Source organism: Halopenitus persicus, assembly GCF_900107205.1.
Lineage (GTDB): Archaea > Halobacteriota > Halobacteria > Halobacteriales > Haloferacaceae > Halopenitus > Halopenitus persicus.
The window spans coordinates 385,130-401,266 of the sequence record NZ_FNPC01000004.1 but is presented as its reverse complement, the minus strand read 5'-3'; the positions used below and the strand labels follow the sequence as shown (position 1 = coordinate 401,266).

At 71.4% G+C, this 16,137-nt stretch carries 13 protein-coding genes; 5 read left to right on the top strand and 8 right to left on the bottom strand.

Annotation, left to right across the window (positions count from 1 at the left end):
* Positions 1–93 precede the first annotated feature (93 nt).
* Complete coding sequence (epsC, locus tag BLV25_RS09125; RefSeq protein ID WP_021073456.1) at positions 94–966, bottom strand: serine O-acetyltransferase EpsC; 873 nt, start codon at positions 964–966, stop codon at positions 94–96.
* A gap of 130 nt (positions 967–1,096) precedes the next feature.
* Here epsC and BLV25_RS09120 point away from each other — a divergent pair, with 130 nt between their 5' ends.
* Positions 1,097–2,533, top strand: coding sequence for an MFS transporter (locus BLV25_RS09120; RefSeq protein WP_256335691.1), 1,437 nt, complete (start codon positions 1,097–1,099; stop codon positions 2,531–2,533).
* Here BLV25_RS09120 and BLV25_RS17380 read toward each other — a convergent pair whose 3' ends face one another.
* From BLV25_RS17380 to cobN, 5 genes are all read right to left on the bottom strand, one after another.
* Positions 2,534–2,707, bottom strand: a complete 174-nt coding sequence (locus BLV25_RS17380) for a hypothetical protein (RefSeq protein WP_021073454.1) — start codon at positions 2,705–2,707, stop codon at positions 2,534–2,536.
* A 384-nt stretch (positions 2,708–3,091) separates the two neighbouring features.
* Positions 3,092–3,985 (bottom strand): CbiX/SirB N-terminal domain-containing protein, encoded by an 894-nt coding sequence (locus BLV25_RS09115; protein WP_092732411.1) that lies wholly within the window; start codon positions 3,983–3,985, stop codon positions 3,092–3,094.
* Between the two features lie 87 nt (positions 3,986–4,072).
* Entirely contained in the window at positions 4,073–4,939 is an 867-nt protein-coding gene (locus BLV25_RS09110) for a cobalt-precorrin-7 (C(5))-methyltransferase (protein WP_092732408.1), read from the bottom strand.
* Positions 4,936–5,709: a precorrin-8X methylmutase gene (locus tag BLV25_RS09105; RefSeq protein WP_092732405.1), complete on the bottom strand. Its 774-nt coding sequence runs from the start codon at positions 5,707–5,709 to the stop codon at positions 4,936–4,938. The genes BLV25_RS09110 and BLV25_RS09105 overlap by 4 nt, the downstream gene beginning before the upstream one ends.
* Positions 5,699–9,751: a cobaltochelatase subunit CobN gene (cobN, locus tag BLV25_RS09100; protein ID WP_092732402.1), complete on the bottom strand. Its 4,053-nt coding sequence runs from the start codon at positions 9,749–9,751 to the stop codon at positions 5,699–5,701. Before cobN ends, BLV25_RS09105 begins: the two co-directional genes overlap by 11 nt.
* A gap of 34 nt (positions 9,752–9,785) precedes the next feature.
* On the opposite strand from cobN, the gene BLV25_RS09095 reads away from it, so the two are divergent.
* From BLV25_RS09095 to BLV25_RS09080, 4 genes are all read left to right on the top strand, one after another.
* Positions 9,786–12,344 carry a VWA domain-containing protein gene (locus BLV25_RS09095; RefSeq protein WP_092732399.1) on the top strand — a complete coding sequence of 853 codons (2,559 nt, stop codon included), beginning with the start codon at positions 9,786–9,788 and terminating at the stop codon, positions 12,342–12,344.
* 261 nt (positions 12,345–12,605) lie between these two features.
* Positions 12,606–12,842 carry a CbtB domain-containing protein gene (locus BLV25_RS09090; protein WP_021073443.1) on the top strand — a complete coding sequence of 79 codons (237 nt, stop codon included), beginning with the start codon at positions 12,606–12,608 and terminating at the stop codon, positions 12,840–12,842.
* Between the two features lie 2 nt (positions 12,843–12,844).
* Positions 12,845–13,762, top strand: a complete 918-nt coding sequence (locus tag BLV25_RS09085; protein ID WP_092732396.1) for a CbtA family protein — start codon at positions 12,845–12,847, stop codon at positions 13,760–13,762.
* Positions 13,762–14,115, top strand: a complete 354-nt coding sequence (locus BLV25_RS09080) for a (2Fe-2S) ferredoxin domain-containing protein (RefSeq protein WP_092732393.1) — start codon at positions 13,762–13,764, stop codon at positions 14,113–14,115. Before BLV25_RS09085 ends, BLV25_RS09080 begins: the two co-directional genes overlap by 1 nt.
* Positions 14,116–14,209: 94 nt before the next feature.
* Here the strand turns inward: BLV25_RS09080 and BLV25_RS09075 are convergent, their stop codons facing one another.
* Both BLV25_RS09075 and BLV25_RS09070 read right to left on the bottom strand, forming a co-directional pair.
* A complete protein-coding gene (locus BLV25_RS09075) occupies positions 14,210–15,379 on the bottom strand; it encodes a hypothetical protein (RefSeq protein WP_092732390.1) in 1,170 nt (389 codons plus the stop codon).
* Between the two features lie 70 nt (positions 15,380–15,449).
* Entirely contained in the window at positions 15,450–16,100 is a 651-nt protein-coding gene (locus tag BLV25_RS09070; RefSeq protein WP_092732388.1) for a class I SAM-dependent methyltransferase, read from the bottom strand.
* Positions 16,101–16,137 lie beyond the last annotated feature (37 nt).

Genomic DNA, 16,137 nt, shown 5'->3' with positions numbered 1-16,137 from the left:
ATGTCGCGATAGGAAACGGGACGGCAGTCGTTTACCAGGCCGGGATCTCGCCGTTCGACGGCGGATCCGGTGCGGTTGCAACACCAGTCGCCACTACCTGTTCGACTTTCGCTCCTGCTCGGGATGGTCGGCGATGAACACGCTCGTGTCGTCCGGGACGTCGTCGGTCACCCACGAGTTCGCGCCGATGCTCACGTGATCGCCGATGTCCACCGCGCCGAGCACGTTGCTTCCGGCGCCGATGACGACGTGGTCGCCGATGTCCGGATGGCGCTTGTAGCCCTTCGCCAGCATCTGGTCCTCGCCCTCCTCCTCCTCGAAGTGGAGCGCGCCCAGCGTGACGTTCTGGTAGAGTCGGACCCACTCGCCGACCGTCGCCGTCTCGCCGATGACCACACCGGTCCCGTGATCGACGAAGAAGTACTCGCCGATCTCCGCACCGGGGTGGATGTCGATGCCCGTCTCGACCTTGGCGTATTCGGCGAGTTCGCGGGCGTACTCGGAGTGACCCTCCTCGTAACAGACGTGTGCCACCCGGTGGATCAGGACGGCGTGAAAGCCGGGATACGACCGGATGATCTCGCAGTAGCTCTTCGCGGCGGGATCGCCTTTATACGCGGCCTCGACGTCCTTTTTGAGGGCCCGCCGGATCGCCGGCAGTCGGTCGAGAATTCCGTCGACGACCGCGGTCAGATCGGCCGCGTCGCGGTCGGAATACGCCGTGATCCCCTCGTGAATGCGGCTGCCGAGTTCCGTCAGTCGGGCGCGAGTCTCATCGGGGTCGTCAACCAACGCCGTCGCGTTCCAGCATCTGGGAAACAGGAGCTGTTTGAGAAGGGGCGGTTCATCACGCAGGGAGTCGTGTCGGGGGTAGACCCGTGAGGAATCCGTCGGGAAGGGCGATTCGTCCGCTCGATAGGACTCGACGAGCGCTCCGTGGGCGTCGCCGGTGTACTCGTACCCCATCCCCGGAGTGTTGACGCCGTCGAGCCAAAGTAGTTTTCCTCGCCACGCCGCACCCGGACCGGCGCTCCCGACCGGCGCGATGCTTTTTATTGCTCCCCGTCAACCGTCCACACATCGTGGGAGAGACACGGTGAGTAGCGACGACGGAGCGACCGACCGGAACGATGCAGGCGGTACCGGGGAGCGGCCGGGAACGCTCGACCCGTTCCGCCGGTTCCTCGCGCTCGAGCGCGACGTGCTCGTCCTCTCGCTGGCGATGTTCGCCTTTAGTCTGGGCTTTCAGATGACGAACCGGTACCTGCCGGAGTATCTGGTCGCGCTGGGTGCAAGCGGCTTCGTCGTCGGGCTGTTCGGGACGTTCGGGAACGTGATTTCGGCGCTCTACCCGTATCCCGGCGGGGCGGTCTCCGACCGGATCGGGTCGCGGTACGCGCTGACGCTGTTCGGACTGCTGTCGACGCTCGGTTTCGTCGTCTGGCTCGTGGCGCCGGGGATCGGCCCGGTCGGGATCGGCGGCGTCACGATCGAGCCCTGGATCTGGATCTTCGTCGGGCTGGTGCTCGCGCAGGCCTGGAAGTCGTTCGGCCTGGGCGCGACGTTCGCGGTCGTCAAGCAGGCGACCGACCCCGCCCGGCTGGCGGCCGGGTTCGCGAGCACGGAGACGTTCCGCCGGACCGCGTTCCTCGTCGGTCCGGTGCTGGCGGCCGTGCTGATCGGCGTCCATCCCGCGTTCACCGTGAGCTTCCGATACGTCCTCGCCGTGGCGGTCGTCTTCGGGGCCGTCGGGACGGTCGCCCAGCACCTCCTCTACGATGTCGATGAGCGGAGCTCATCGGACGATCAGAACGCGGAGCGTTCCGATGACAACGGCGAGGACCCCGTCGGCGGTTCGTTCGAGCGGATCGCACGGATGAGACGGGACCTGCGCGCGATGCCCGACCCGCTTCGCCCGCTCCTCGTGGGCGACACGCTCGTCCGGTTCGCGAACGGGATGGTCTACGTCTTCTTCGTGCTGGTGATCACGCGGTTCTACGGAGTCGGGTTCGAGACGAGCGTCTCGCTGGCCGGCGTCTCGCGGAGCATCGACCTCTCGCCGGCGGCCTTCTTCGGCTACCTGCTCGGCGTCGAGATGCTGGTCGCGCTCCTCTCGATGATCCCGGCCGCGAAGGCCGCCGAGCGCGTCGGCCTCAAGCCGGTCGTCGCGCTGGGGTTTGCCGTCTACGCGCTCTTCCCGATCGTCCTCATTGGCGGCCCGGCAGCCCTCGCGCCAACGGTGCCGCTCCAGTGGACGATGGTCCTCGTCTTCGCGTTCTCCGGGCTTCGGTTCGCCGGTCTGCCGTCGCACAAGGCGCTGATCGTCGGTCCCGCCGAGCGGGGGACCGGCGGACGCGTCACCGGGACGTACTACCTCCTGCGAAACGCGATCGTGATCCCGAGCGCCGCGCTCGGCGGGTTCCTCTGGGAGTTCGTGAGCCCCGAGGTCGCGTTCACGATCGCGGCCGCCATCGGGGTGGTCGGGACCGGCTACTTCCTCGTCTTCGGCGAGGAGTTCGAGGCGTACACGTGATCAGCGCCGGACCGTCACCGGCTGCTCCGCGGCGATGAACGGTTGTCGCCCCCGTGCCGCGAAGGCGATGCCGCCCCGCTCCGGACGGCATACCCGCCACGTCGGCAGCTCGGGGATGTCGTAGTCGGTCGGGTCACCGTAGCAGCTCGCGAGGGTCCATTCCCGGGCGCGCATCCTACCGATCCCCCGTCAGGGCGTCACCGCCCGCTCCGACGTCAACGCCGGCGCCAGCCGGAGCGAGTCGCGCGGTTCGTCCGGCGGACCGCCCGTCTTCCGTCCGCAGCGCATCGCGTCGCGCCGTCCATCGCCCTCGTCCGGAGTCGTCCGTTGTCATATTTTTAGGCTGACCTAACGATCTGATAACGCCATCGATCTTTCGGCCAGCCGAGACCAGTCGCGCGATACACATCTCGAGACGCGTCGGCCGGAAGTCGCCGAACTCGCCGATCGGGGCCCGCGCGCTCGTGAACCGGCTCAAACCGGAAAGTTCGCCAACGAGGAGCCGGAAGACCGTCGGCGAGGATCCGGAAGCCCGTCGGCGAGGATTCGAGACGGTCCTCAACGAGGGTCGTCGTTTCGGGATCGGGACGCGTCCTCGGGTCGGGACGCGTTCGGGGTTCCCGACGACTCCCCAGCGCCCTCCCCGTCGGTCACGATCGCGCGTTTCGGCGTCGAGGATCGATCCAGAGGTGAAGCCACCGACTCCTCGGCGGATTCGTCGCCGGTCTCGCCGTCGTGATCCCCGGTCGCGAGCGCGCGTTGCTTCTCGACCTCGGCGTGGATCGCGTCGGTGAGCCGGGGATGGTCGCCGAACGGCTTCGCGTAGGTGATCCCGCCGCGGTCGAGCTCGAGCTCGGTCGGGATCCGGTCCTCGGTCGCCGCCGACCGGTTCACGAACAGCGGGACCGCGACGATGCGGTCGCCGGTGACCGCGTACCGGACGCACTCGACGGCGGGGTTCTGCAGGAGGTAGCAGGGAACCACCTCGGCGTACTCCGAGCAGGACCGGAGCCGGTCCGCGTGGTATTCGGCCATCCGACGTCCGTGCGGCTTCGAGCTGCTGCCGAACGCGACGAGCACCAGCGAGACGTCCGCATTCCCGGCCGCAGCGCCACGATCGGCCGCGTCGGCGCGCGCAGCGATCACGTCCGTCACGGCCGGGCTCGTTCCGACGGGGTCACAGTACCTGACGTCGCCGGGGATCGCCGATAACGCGGCCGGAATGGCGTCGACGGTGTCGTACCCGTGGGCGGCACACATCGGGACCGCGTAGGTCACGTCGGCGTCGACGTCGCGGAACCGGTCGCGGAGCTCGCGGCCCGGCTCCTCGGCGTAGCAGGCGATCTCGACGTCGATCCCGGTTCGGTCGGCGAGCCGGTCGGCGTGGACGCGGAAGGCCTCGCGGGCGCCGCGCGCCTCACGGCCGACGAGCAGGAGCGTTTCCGATGTCATTGACTTATCAAACTGGCTTTATCTAAGCCAATCTAATTTGCTAAAACCGTGGGCGACCGATCCCAAATAGGTTGTGGTCGTGCTGACTCACTCGCTGGAGGTCCCGATTCCGCGGGTCGACCGAACCGCCAGGACCGAGAGATCGGAGAAGGGCGAGTCCGCGGATTCAGCGGATTCGGCGAGCTCGGCGAGTTCGCCGAGGGTCGTTCGCGTGATCCGCTCGTCCGCGTGGGTGAGTCGTTCGAGGACGAGCGCCTCCAGCGAGGGATCCGCATCGGCCGTCTCGATGAGATCGGCGGCCACGTCCTCGGGCATCAGGTCGAACGGGCGGGGCAGCACCAGCAGGTGTCGGTCGCCCGCGTCGGCCCGCAGCCGCGCGAGGTCGTCATCGAGGTCGCCGCTTTTGTGCAGGGTGACGAACGTCGTCGCCTCCATCGGCGTCCGCGCCCGGCTCGCCGCGACCTGAAGCGCGGAGATCCCCGGGACGACCCGGACGGGCCGGTCGATCGCGGCCTCAACCTTGCCGAGGAACTGGTAGCCCGAGTGGTTCGGGTCGCCCATCAGGACGGCCGTCCCGACCGCGCCGTCGGCGACCCGCTCGGCGAACGCCGCGAGCGTCTCGGCCTCGTCGCGGTAGCCGCAGGTCAGGACGTCGGCGTCGACGGCCATCCCGTCCGTCAGGAACTCGACGACCGTCGTGAAGCCGACGACCACGTCCGCCGCCTCGATCGCCCGCCGACCTCTCGGCGTCAGGTACTCGAGGTTGCCGGGGCCGATGCCGACCGCGTGAACCGACGACCGGGCAGCGTCATCCGCGCCGACCGACGGGTCGGCGGCGCCGTCCGACCCGACCGGCTCCGACCTGTCAGCGCCGTCCGACCCGACCGGCTCCGGCTCGGCCGCCGCCAGCGTCGCCGGGTCCGGGCCCGATTCGAGGTCGTAGGGATCGCTCACGGGAACTCCGTTGCCCACTCGGCGTCGATCGAGCCGTCGCGGACGTCGCTGGCGACGTGCACGAGTTCGTTCGTCAGGCCGGCCGCGAGCCCGCTGCCGCCGCGTCGCCCCACGTTCGTGATCGTCGGGACGCCGTGTTCGGCCGCGACCTCGCGCAGGCGGGCCCGGCTCTCGGCGGCCTTGACGAACCCGACCGGCGTGGCGACCACGACCGCGGGCCGGGTTCCGTCGGCGATGCAGTCGGCGAGCGCGAGCGCGGCGGTGGGCGCGTTCCCCACCACCGCGATCGCGTCCTCGTAGACGCCCTCCCGGTCGAGCTCGAGGACCGAGGCCGCGGTCCGGGTCATGCCGGTCCGCTCGGCCAGCTCGGCCCCGTTCCCGATCGCCTTCCGGACCGGGCAGTCGTGGCCGCGCCCGGTGATCCCGGCCTGCACCATCGTGATGTCGGTCACGATCGGCCGCTCGTCGAGGACCGCCCGCGCGCCGGCACGAACGGGCGCGTCGTCCTCGTCGGTCAGTCCGTCCTCGTCGGTCAGTCCGTCCTCGTCGGTCGTGCCGGTGAACCGGATCAGGTGCTGGAACTCGGGGTCGCCGGTCGCGTGGACCGACTTCCCCCGGATCCGGTCGGCGAGCGTCTCGTGGGGGACGATCTCGCGGACCCGGTCCATGCTCGTTTCGGCGATCGCCATCGCGTCCGCGGTGGTCGCGCCGAGGTCGGCGTATTCCTCGGTCGATTCGGCCGTGTCGGCCGCCTGCTCCTCAGTCGTCATCGCTTGACACCTCCGGGACCGGCCGGTCGCCGGCACGGGCCTCAAGGTCGCCGTCGGCCTCCAGGAGGACGTCGCGTAGCCGGTCCTCCACGGCGGCGTCGGCGTCCCAGAGCCCGCGGTCGATCGCCTCGAGCAGCGTGTCGGCGATGCTCTCGAGGGCCCAGGGGTTCACCTCGCGGAGCCACTCGCGGCGGTCCTCGTCGAGGGCGTACTTCCCGGCGACCTCCGCCCAGAGGGCGTCGCTCACGACGCCGGCCGTCGCGTCCCAGCCGAGGACGACGTCGACCGTCGTGGAGAGGTCGCCGGCGCCCTTGTAGCCGTGCTCGGTCATGCTGTCGATCCACTCGGGGTTGAGCACGCGGGCGCGCATCGCCTTCCGAACCTTCCGCTCGTTCGTGTAGACCGAGACCGCGTCCGGGTCGCTCGAGTCGCCGACGTAGGACGCCGGCTCCTCGCCCGCGATCTCGGTGACGGCGGTGATGAATCCGCCGTGGAAGGCGTACCAGTCGGAGCTGTCGAACTCGTCCTGCTCGGCGGTGTCCTCGATCTTCACGGTCGCCTCGACGCTGCCGAGCCGGCGCTCGAAGGCATCGTGGGCTTCGGTCACGCGACCCCGCGACCCCAGCGCGTACCCGCCCCACTGGGTGTAGACGTCGGCCAGATCCGAGCGGTCGTCCCAGTTGCCCTCGTCGACGGCCTTGTTCGTGCCGGCGCCGTAGCCGCCCGGCTTCGTCGTGAACACGCGATGGGTCGCGGCCGCCTCCGGGTCCTCGAGGCCGGCCTCGCGGAGGCGGTCGGTCTCCTCCTCGACGTGCTTTTTCACGTAGTTCCGGTCGTGCGGCTCGTCGAGGGCGACGACCGCCTCGACCGCGTCGTGGATCACACCGGCCGCCTGCGGGAACGCGTCGCGGAAGAGCCCCGAGACGCGCGTCGTCACGTCGATCCGGGGCCGTCCGAGGTCCTCGAGCGGAACCGGCTCCACGCCGTCGACCCGCCCGGCGTCGGTCCACTCGGGCTCGACGCCCATCAGCGCGAGCACCTGCGCGATCGTCTCCCCGCGGGTGCGGACGGTCGGAGTGCCCCAGGCGACGACCCCGACCTCCTCGGGGTACTCGCCGTGGTCGTCGCGGTGGTGCCGTGCGACCCCCTCCGCGACCTCCCGGCCGACCTCCCAGGCGCTCCTGGCCGGCACCTTCCGGGGATCGAGCGTGTAGAAGTTGCGTCCGGTCGGCAGGAGGTCGACGCCGCCGCGCGTGGGCGCGCCGCTGCCGCCGGGCGGGACGTACTCGCCGGCCAGCGCGTCGGCGGTTCGCGGGATCTCCTCGCTTGCGCCGCGGACGCGCGGGGCGGCCTCCTCGCAGACGAACGCGAGCGCCTCCCGGAGGTCCTCGTGGGCACCGGGATCCGCGCGGGCGTCCCCGATCGGGTCGAGATCGACCACCAGGAGGTTCATGTTCACCTCGCTGCCGGGGTCGTCGCCAGCAGCCTCGGTGGTTTCGCGCCGTCGCCGGTCGTCGACCTCGGAGGCCGGCACGTCGAAGTCGTGCTCGGCGAGGGTCGCCACGAGGTCGAGGCTCGTCTCGTGGACGACGTCGGCCGCCGCCGACAGCGTCATCCCGAGGTCCTCGTCGTAGACGCCGGGCTCGTTCACCATCCGGTCGTGGTCGACGCCGAGGACGCCCGCGACGCTCTCCCTGAGGCTCGGCCCGCCGGGGTTCTCGAGGCGCGTGAGCGCCACGAGATACTGCACGAGCCGGTCGTCCGCGGGCGGTTCGCCCATCGTGTGGAGCCCGTACCGGATCCGAGTCGTCTTGACGTCGGTGAGGTACTCGTGAACGCGTTCGACGAGCTCGTCGACGTCGACCGCGTCCCCCTCGACATCGCCCTCCGCGAGCGTCGTGCCGGCTTCCTCGGGGCCGCGAACGTCGGCGCGCTCGTCGATCGTGCCCTCGATCCCGAGCTCGACCGCCAGATCGAGCTCGTCGACCGTCTCGCGCAGGAGGCGCTCGAGGCGCTCGCCGTCGTCGGTCCGGGCGTCCTCCATTCCGGCCTCGCGGTAGCGGTCGGCGAGGGCCTCCAACTCGGCGAGCTCGTCGTAGGTGCCGGCGTTGCCCATCACCGGCGTGAGGTGGTCGACGACCGCCGCGTACGAGCGGCGCTTCGCCTGGGTCCCCTCGCCGGGGTTGTTGATCACGTAGGGGTAGACGTTCGGGAGGTCGTCCACCAGCCCGTCGGGGGCGCTCGACCCGTCGAGCCCGACCGTCTTGCCCGGAAGCCACTCGAGGCTCCCGTGGGTCCCGAGGTGGACGACGGCGTCCGCCTCGAAGGCGTTGCGAAGCCAGCCGTAGAAGGCCACGTAGTCGTGGGGCGGCTGGAGGTCGGAGTCGTGGTAGACCTTCGAGGGGTCCATCCCGAACCCGCGGGGCGGCTGGACGGTGACGAGCACGTTCCCGAACTCGACGCCGGGGATCGCGAACGGGCGGTCCGGCGGGTCGCCCCACTCCTCGATCACGTTCTCGCGAAGCGCCGGATCGAGGGCATCGAACCAGTCGCGATACTGATCGGTCTCGACGACGTCGACGCTCGCGTCCCGAACGTCCTCGGGGGCGACCCATCGGTCGTCGAGCGTCAGCTGGCTCGTCAGCCGGTCGATGAGGGCGGCGCCGTCGACGGGCGGGCCGTGGGTTGACGGGTCGTCGGCTCCCGCATTGCCGCCGAAGTCGTCGACTCCCGCATCGTCGCCGAGGTCGTACCCCCGGTCCGCCAGTTCCGTCAGGAGGTTGACCGTGCTCTCGGGCGTATCGAGCCCGAAGGCGGTCCCGATCCCGTCGTCGCTCGGCGGGTAGTTGTGCAGGACGACCGCGACGCGTTTGTCGTCGTTGGGGACGTGCCGGAGCCGGGCCCAGTTGACCGCGAGCCGGGCCGCGTGGTCCACGCGGTCGTCGATCGGGAAGTGCTGCTTCGGCGCGGTGCCGATGCCGGCGTCGTCGTCGGTGCGCTCCTTCCCGCTTATCGGATGGGTGATCACGTTGCCGTCGAACTCCGGGAGCGCGACCGAGAGGGCGAGCTCGAAGCCCATCACGCCCGTGTCGCTGGCCGCGTACCGCGACCGCGAGCGCATCGTCGTGACGGTCTGGATGACGGGAACGCCGAGGCGGTCGAGGAAGACGTCCTCCGCGGCGTCGCCCTCGTCGCTCGCCTCGCGACCCCGCTCGTCCATCGAGAGGGAGAACATGAACGACGAGCAGACGGCGTCGACGACCGGCTCCCCCGCCGCGTCGGTGAGCCACTCGTCGGTGACGCGCTCGGCGTCCCAGCCCCCGTCCTCCTCGGAGGCCGGGTTACAGAAGACGGGCAGCGCGTTCGCCCCCTGTGCCTCGATGGCGCGCACCTGCGCGTCGACGTACCGGAGGTTCTCGTGGGTCCAGTGGGACTCGTAGAACCACACCGCGACCGTCGGCGCGTCGGGGTCGAGGGTCGCCAACAGCTCCTCGTCGCTCGCGCCGGGGTGGTCGGGGTGGTAGATGCCCTCCGTCGGCAGGGCGACGGGGTCGTCGTAGGGACGGTCCGCGGCCGACCGATCGTCGGTGGGGCGGTCGTCGGGACCATCGAGGTCCGCGCCGGAGCCATCGAGGTCCGCGTCGGATCCCCCGTATTCGTGCGCGAGGAAGCGAAGGCAGTTGGCCACGTTGACGGTCCCGCCCCGGTCGAGGTACTCGTAGACGCGGTCCCGGACCGTCGGATCCACGGTCGTGTCCTCGAGCGCGTAGGCGTCGCCGGTCGATTTCACCACCAGCGGGACGCCCGCCTCGGCCAGGCGGTCGACCGCCGGCTCGTAGCCCGGCATGCTCGCCTCGGAGCCGTGCAGCCAGCAGATCACGGCGGTCGCGTCGGTCAGCTCGTCCACGAACGCGGCGGCATCCGTCTCGTCGTCGAAATCGCTCGCGGACCGGACGACCAGCTCGGCGTCCACGTCGGCCGCCGCGCGCTGGATCGCCCCCAGTTCGTTCTCGGTCGCGGTGTAGATCCCGATCGTTGGCATAACGTTATTAAATCTCCTTGTGTCTAAGACAAGTGTGATTGAATTAGGAGCGGACAAAAAGGCTTCGCACGATCGAGGGGGCGATCACGGGAGCCATCGCCGCGGATCGCTCCCGTTTGACGAGATCGTCGGCCAGGAGGCCCTCAAGCGCGGGCTGCTCGCCGTCGCGGCGAACGACGACCTCGACGGGCTCCTGATACGCGGCGCCAAGGGAACGGCGAAGTCCACCGCGGTGCGGGGCCTCGCCGACCTGCTGCCGAGCCAGACCGTGGTCGAGGGGTGCCCGTACGGCTGTCCGCCGGACGACCCCGGCCTGCAGTGTGCGGACTGTCGCTCGCGCCCGCGGGCGGACCTCACGACGACCGAGCGCGCGGTGCCGGTGGTCACGCTCCCGTTGAGCGCGACCCGCGAGCGCGTGGTCGGGACGCTCTCGGTGGCCGACGCGCTCGCGGGGGAGTACGAGTTCGACCCCGGCGTGCTCGCGCGGGCCAACCGGGGGATCCTCTACGTCGACGAGGTGAACCTCCTCGGCGACCACCTGGTCGACACGCTGTTGGACGCCGCCGCGAGCGGCGTCAACCGGGTCGAGCGCGACGGCGTGAGCGTCGCCCACCCGGCGTCGTTCACCCTCGTCGGAACGATGAACCCCGAGGAGGGCGACCTCCGGCCGCAGCTGCGCGACCGCTTCGCCCTGCAGACGACCGTGACGGGCTGCGACTCGATCGACGACCGGGTGGCGATCATCGACCGCGCGCTGGGCGATGAGAGGGACGGAGCGGCGACCAAGGAGGGGACGGAGAACGCGGGCACGGACGAAACCGGGAACGCGGGCACGGACGAAACCGGGAACGCGGGCACGGACGAAACCGGGAACGCGGGCGCGAACGACGTCGACACGGACGCGTCCCGCCGGCACCTCCGACGGGCCCGCCGCCGGCTCCCGGACGTCACGCTGCCGCGGTCGTTCCGCGAGGAGATCGCCGAGCTGTGTCGCGACGCCGGCGTCGAGGGACACCGCGGCGACATCGCGACCGCCCGCGCCGCGCGCACGTTCGCCGCCCTGGCGGATCGCGGGCGCGTGCTCGAGTCGGACGTCCGCGAGGCCGCGACGTTCGCGCTTCCCCACCGGTTGCGGTCGGATCCGTTCGACTCGGCCCCCGATCCGGAGGATCTCATCGACGACCACTTCGAGGCCGACGGCGATGAGGAGACCCCGGAGGACGCGGAGCAAACCGACGAGAGCCGGGAAACCGGTGAGGGACGGGAAGAGACCGGCGAGGACGATGGAGAGGCCGGCGAGGGAGACGAACGGGCCGGCAAGGGAGAGGAGGGGGCCAGCGAGGGAGACGAACGGGCCAGCGAGGGAGACGAACGGGCCAGCGAGGGAGACGAACGGGCCAGCGAGGGCGAAGCGAGTCGGAACGACGAGGGAGAGGGACCGGGCGCCGAGCAGGGGGACGCCGACCACGAGTCGACCGACGAGGACGATGACGGTCCCGATGCTGCCGACCGCGGGGCGGCCGACGCTCCGGACGACACCAGCCGCAGCGGCGGGTCGGCATCGGGCGGGGAGCACGCAGGCGGCGAGCCGGAATCGGACGGCGAGCACGGCGACGCCGAGGGCGATTCGGACGAGGGGAGCGTGGACGAGGGGAGCGTGGACGAGGCGAACGACGGAGCCGAGAGCGACGGGGAGCGGGAGGAGCGATCCCCGATCGTGCCCGGCCAGTCGCGCGCGGCGATCGGTCGGGGGCGTGCGCCCGACATCTCGCTCCCGGATTCCGGAGACGCCGGAGGTTCCGACCCCGACCCGAGCGCCGGGTCCGGATCCGGACCGACGACGCCCCCGACGACGAACGGCGACGTCGCCGGCCCGCGAGTCCGGTCGGAGCCCGCGGACGCGACCGCGGCGAGCGCGGACGTCGACGTCGGGGCGTCCCTCCGGGCGGCGACGCGACGGGGGTCGACGTCGATCGAGTCCCGCGACCTCCGGCGGTCGGTGCGGCGCGGGGACGCGGACGTGCTCGTGACCTTCGCCGTCGACGCCAGCGCCTCGATGCGGCCGGCGATGCGCGCGGCCAAGGGCGTCGTGCTGGAGCTGTTGCGGGACGCCTACGAGGGCCGCGAGGAGGTGGCGTTCGTCGCGTTCGCCGGCACGGACGCCGACGTGTTGCTCCCGCCGACCGACGACGTCGGGGTGGCGGCCCGCCATTTAAAGGATCTCCCGACGGGCGACCGGACGCCGCTGCCCGCCGGGCTCCGAACCGCGGCGACGGTCGTCCGGCGGGCCGACCCCGCGGCCGGCGTCGTCGTCGTCGTCACCGACGGGCGCGCGAACGTCGCCGACGGGAGCCCGAGCGCGGAGACGCGCGCGGCGGCCCGCGAACTCGCCGAGACGGGCGCACACGTGGTGGTCGTCGAGGCGGGCTCTGATGCCGAGCACGGGGACGCCGGCAAGGACCGTCGGTCGAACCGGGACCGGTCGAGTCTCATCGGTCCCCTCCTCGAGGCGACCGGCGGCGAACGAGTGCCGCTGTCGGCGCTGTCGGCGGAGCGGATCGACGGGACCGTCGCGGACGTTTATAAGGAATAGCGAGGTGGTGAATCCGTGTTTATAAGTGATGAGGACCGCCGGTCGGCGGCATTTATATAGTCCGTCGTGGGCGGGGGCAGTAGCTCCTCGGCACGTCTCGTCAACGACGAACGCTGTTGAGGAGGAAAGCGCCGTCGAGGAGGAACCACGTTCCGCGTCGCACGGACGTCTCTCGGCCGGTTCCCCATCCGCCCGCCGGCGCGTCCGCGTCCACCCGAAAGTTTTACAACTTTACTTTATCTTGTACAAGTTGTATTTACAATGACGACCGCGACGGACGTCACGACCGACGCCGCACCGACGACCCCGGCCGGGGGCGCGAGGAACACCGTTCACGGACGGCTCGAGCACGCGCGCAGCGAGGTGACGCCGACGCGGGCGCTCGCCGCGGTCGCGATCGTCGCCGCGCTCGGGTTCGCGCTGCTGTTCGTGCAGGAACCGATGCTCCACGACTCGCTGCACCACTTCCGACACGCCGCCGGCGTCACCTGCCACTGAGGATGCTCGCCGAGTACCTGATCCGCGGCGTGAAGGCGGGCGCCGTCGCCGGGCTCGTCTTCGGGCTCTTCGTCGCCGTCGTCGCCGCGCCGACGGTCGCGTTCGCCGACGAACTCGGGCACGGCGACGCCGCGATCGAGGCGACCGATGGCGGGGTTGAGGGCGGTCACGCACACGAGCACGCCGGCGACGACGGTCACTCCCACGAATCCGGCGGACACGCCGGCGACGAGGGCCACGCCCACGAGGACGGCGTTTCCGGAACGGTCACCACCGTCGTGAGCGTCGCCTCGAGCGTGCTCTGGGGGGTGCTTCTGGGAGCCGTCGTCTTCGGAGCCGGATTCTACCTGCTCGAGCCGCTGCTTCCGGGCACGCCGGGATCGGGGGTTCGCCAGGCCGTCCTGGCCGGGCTGGGGTTCATCGCCGTCTCCGGCGCACCCTGGCTCGTCCTGCCGCCGCGGCCGCCCGGCGTCGCGTCGTCCCTCCCGGTCGGGACGCGCCTCGAACTCTACGGCGGGATGATGGTCCTCGGCGCGGCCTGCGGATTGACGGCGCTGTGGGCCTTCGACCGGCTTCGTCACGACGAAAGCGGCGTCGATGGTGCCGACGGAGCCGACGACGCTGGCGACGATCGTCGATCGACGGCGCTCGCCGCGGCCGGCGCGCTGGCGCCGTTCGGCCTCCTCGGCGTCGCGGCGTTCCTCGCCCCGACCGCCTCGGCCGAAAGCACGCTCCCCACGACGCTCTCGACCGGACTCGTCGGAATGACGGTCTTCGGACAGCTCCTGCTGTGGGCGACGCTGGCCGGCGCGCACGCCTGGCTGCGACGCCGGCACCCCCGGAACGACCGGCCGATGGACGCGGTCGGCGTCGCGGACGACCTCGACGCCGGGTCGAACCACTCCCGGAGCGCGGACTGATGCGCGACCGGACCGACGCGGTCCGCGATCGCGGCTTCACGGACCACGTGCTGGTCTGTACGCACGACCGGGATTCGGAGTACGCCTGCTGTGCCGGCGCGGGCGGCGAGGCGGTCCTGGACGCGGTCCGGACGTGGCTCCGCGAGCGGGATCTGTTCTGGTCGGGCGTCTACGTGGCCGAGACGAGCTGTCTCGGGCTCTGCAGTTCGGATGGAGCGGCGGTCGCGATCCATCCGCGCGGACGGTGGTACGCGGACGTGGCGGCCGCGGACGTGCCCGAACTGCTCGCCCGGGAGTTCGGTGCGCAGGGGAACGACGAGAACCGGACCCGGACCGGGACCGACCGGAACTGAGGCGGACCGGAGCTGGGACCGACCGGGACTGAGACCGAACGGAACTGAGGTGGACCGGAGCTGAGGCGGAACCGGGGCGGAACGGAAGTCGAACTCAGTCCTGCAGGAACCGAGCGCCGAGCAGGAACGCGTATCCGAATCCGCCGAGGATCGAGAGGACGCCGCCGAGGTGCCGAATCGGAACCGCGACGAGGAGGAGTCCGATCGCCTGACACCCGGCGCCCGCGGCGAGGAGCGCGACGGTCGCGCGGGCGGTCCGAGTGCTTGCCCCCGGAACTCGACCGGACGCGACCGGGAAGAACAGGAAGGCGTAGCCGACGATCGTCAGCGGGAAGAAGCCGCCGAGCACGAGCGCGCGGTGGACCGCGAGGACGGTTCCGCCGCCGATCCCGAACGGCGCGCCGAACGCGACCGTCGCCGCTGCGAGGATCGCCGCAACCCCCGCGACCGCGCCGAGGAGGACGCCGAACGCGCCGACGCGACGCCGGTCGGCCCGGCCGATGACGACCGCCACGATCGCGAGGTAGCCGACCATCGCGATCACGGCGGCCGCAGCGCCGAGGCCGAACCAGGGGGCGACCCAGCGCGCCGCCCCGAGGAGGGCGGGCGCGACGACGCCCGCGGGGAGAACGACCGCGCCGAGCGGGGCGGGGACCGCGACGCGGAAGAAGCCGGGCAGCAGCCGGATCCCGACCGCGTACACCGGAAGCGCGCCGAACCCGATCGCGAGGAGGTGTACGGCCCGAGGGAGCGGTCCGGCGACGAGGGCGCCGCTGCCGAGGAGGAGGAACGCGACGGCGACCGGAAGCGTCGCGGTCGCGACGCGTGCCGACCGGTCGCCGCCGGCCAGCACCCGCCTGGCGCTCTCCGGCGACCCGCGGATGGCGATGACGACCGTCGCCGAGATGGCGGCGAGGAAGACGACCGCGCCGAGCGACCAGAGGCCGACGCCGGCGAGGGCCGCGGGGCCATCCGGCCGCCCCCACAGCCGCCCGCCCGCGATCAGTCCGAGGCCGGCGTACGCGAGGCCGAAGTGGACGCCCGCGAACCGCCGGTCGATGAGGGTCTCGCCGACGAACGACGGAAACAGGAGGTAGCCCATTCCGAAGACCATCGGGCAGACGAACCCGAGCACCCCGACCAGGGCGGCGGTCGTCGGCTCGACGTCCGAGAGCGCGAGCGCCTGGAACGCCACGAACGAGCCGGCGCTCGCGAGGACGAACCGGCGGGTCCACCGACGCAAGCCGCTCGAGCGTCCGGTCACGGGATGTATCGGTCCTGCCTTCGTGGCCGTCGCCGATACCGTTCCGGGGGAACGTGTTCGCCGGACGGTCTCATCGGTCCACGTCCTCGCCCCCGAAGCCGGCCCGTCGTGACGGATACGACTGCCGCGAGCCGGTCGACTTCCGCGCGACCACGCGGGCGGTCGCACGCGACTTCCCGTCCGGCGGTCGCTCCGTTCCCTCGTCGTAATGCAGGATCGTCAGCCCCAGCGACGCCCGGAGCAGCTCGTTGGCGGCCAACCGGTAGCGCGGGTCGCTCGAACCGCCCGGCGTCGGATCGGTCGACCGCAGGTGGTGCTCCACGAAGAGGTAGCCGCCGGGGGCGATCGCCTCGGTCAGGTCCGCGAAGCGGTCGAGACACCGGAAGAAGCTCACCGTGACCAGGGCGTACCGCTCGTCCGGCAGCCCGTACGTCGACAGGTCGCCCTGTATCCAGTTGATCCGGTCGTTCACGCCCCGGTCGACCGCGTTCCCGCGGGCGGTCTCGAGGCCGGCCCGCGCCAGGTCGACCGCGTCGACGGCGTAGCCCGCCTCGGCGAGGGCGAGCGCGTTGCGGCCGGTGCCGGTGGCGACGTCGAGGGCCCGCCCGTCGGGCGCCGCGGACAGGTATCGGCGCAACACCGGGGAGGGGTCGGGATCCGCGGGGTACGACTCCTCGCGGAACCGCTCCTCCCACTTTGAGCGAGTTGTCCGGTCGGTCATCGGCAGGGTGTTCGGGCGGCGGGGATACGGAGGTGTC

Coding starts and splice junctions, on each gene's coding strand:
- BLV25_RS09115 (WP_092732411.1), bottom strand. CDS start 3,985: ATGACATCGGAAACGCTCCTGCTCGTCGGCCGTGAGGCGCGCGGCGCC.
- BLV25_RS09070 (WP_092732388.1), bottom strand. CDS start 16,100: ATGACCGACCGGACAACTCGCTCAAAGTGGGAGGAGCGGTTCCGCGAG.
- cobN (WP_092732402.1), bottom strand. CDS start 9,751: ATGCCAACGATCGGGATCTACACCGCGACCGAGAACGAACTGGGGGCG.
- BLV25_RS09085 (WP_092732396.1), top strand. CDS start 12,845: ATGCTCGCCGAGTACCTGATCCGCGGCGTGAAGGCGGGCGCCGTCGCC.
- epsC (WP_021073456.1), bottom strand. CDS start 966: ATGGGGTACGAGTACACCGGCGACGCCCACGGAGCGCTCGTCGAGTCC.
- BLV25_RS09080 (WP_092732393.1), top strand. CDS start 13,762: ATGCGCGACCGGACCGACGCGGTCCGCGATCGCGGCTTCACGGACCAC.
- BLV25_RS17380 (WP_021073454.1), bottom strand. CDS start 2,707: ATGCGCGCCCGGGAATGGACCCTCGCGAGCTGCTACGGTGACCCGACC.
- BLV25_RS09105 (WP_092732405.1), bottom strand. CDS start 5,709: ATGACGACTGAGGAGCAGGCGGCCGACACGGCCGAATCGACCGAGGAA.
- BLV25_RS09090 (WP_021073443.1), top strand. CDS start 12,606: ATGACGACCGCGACGGACGTCACGACCGACGCCGCACCGACGACCCCG.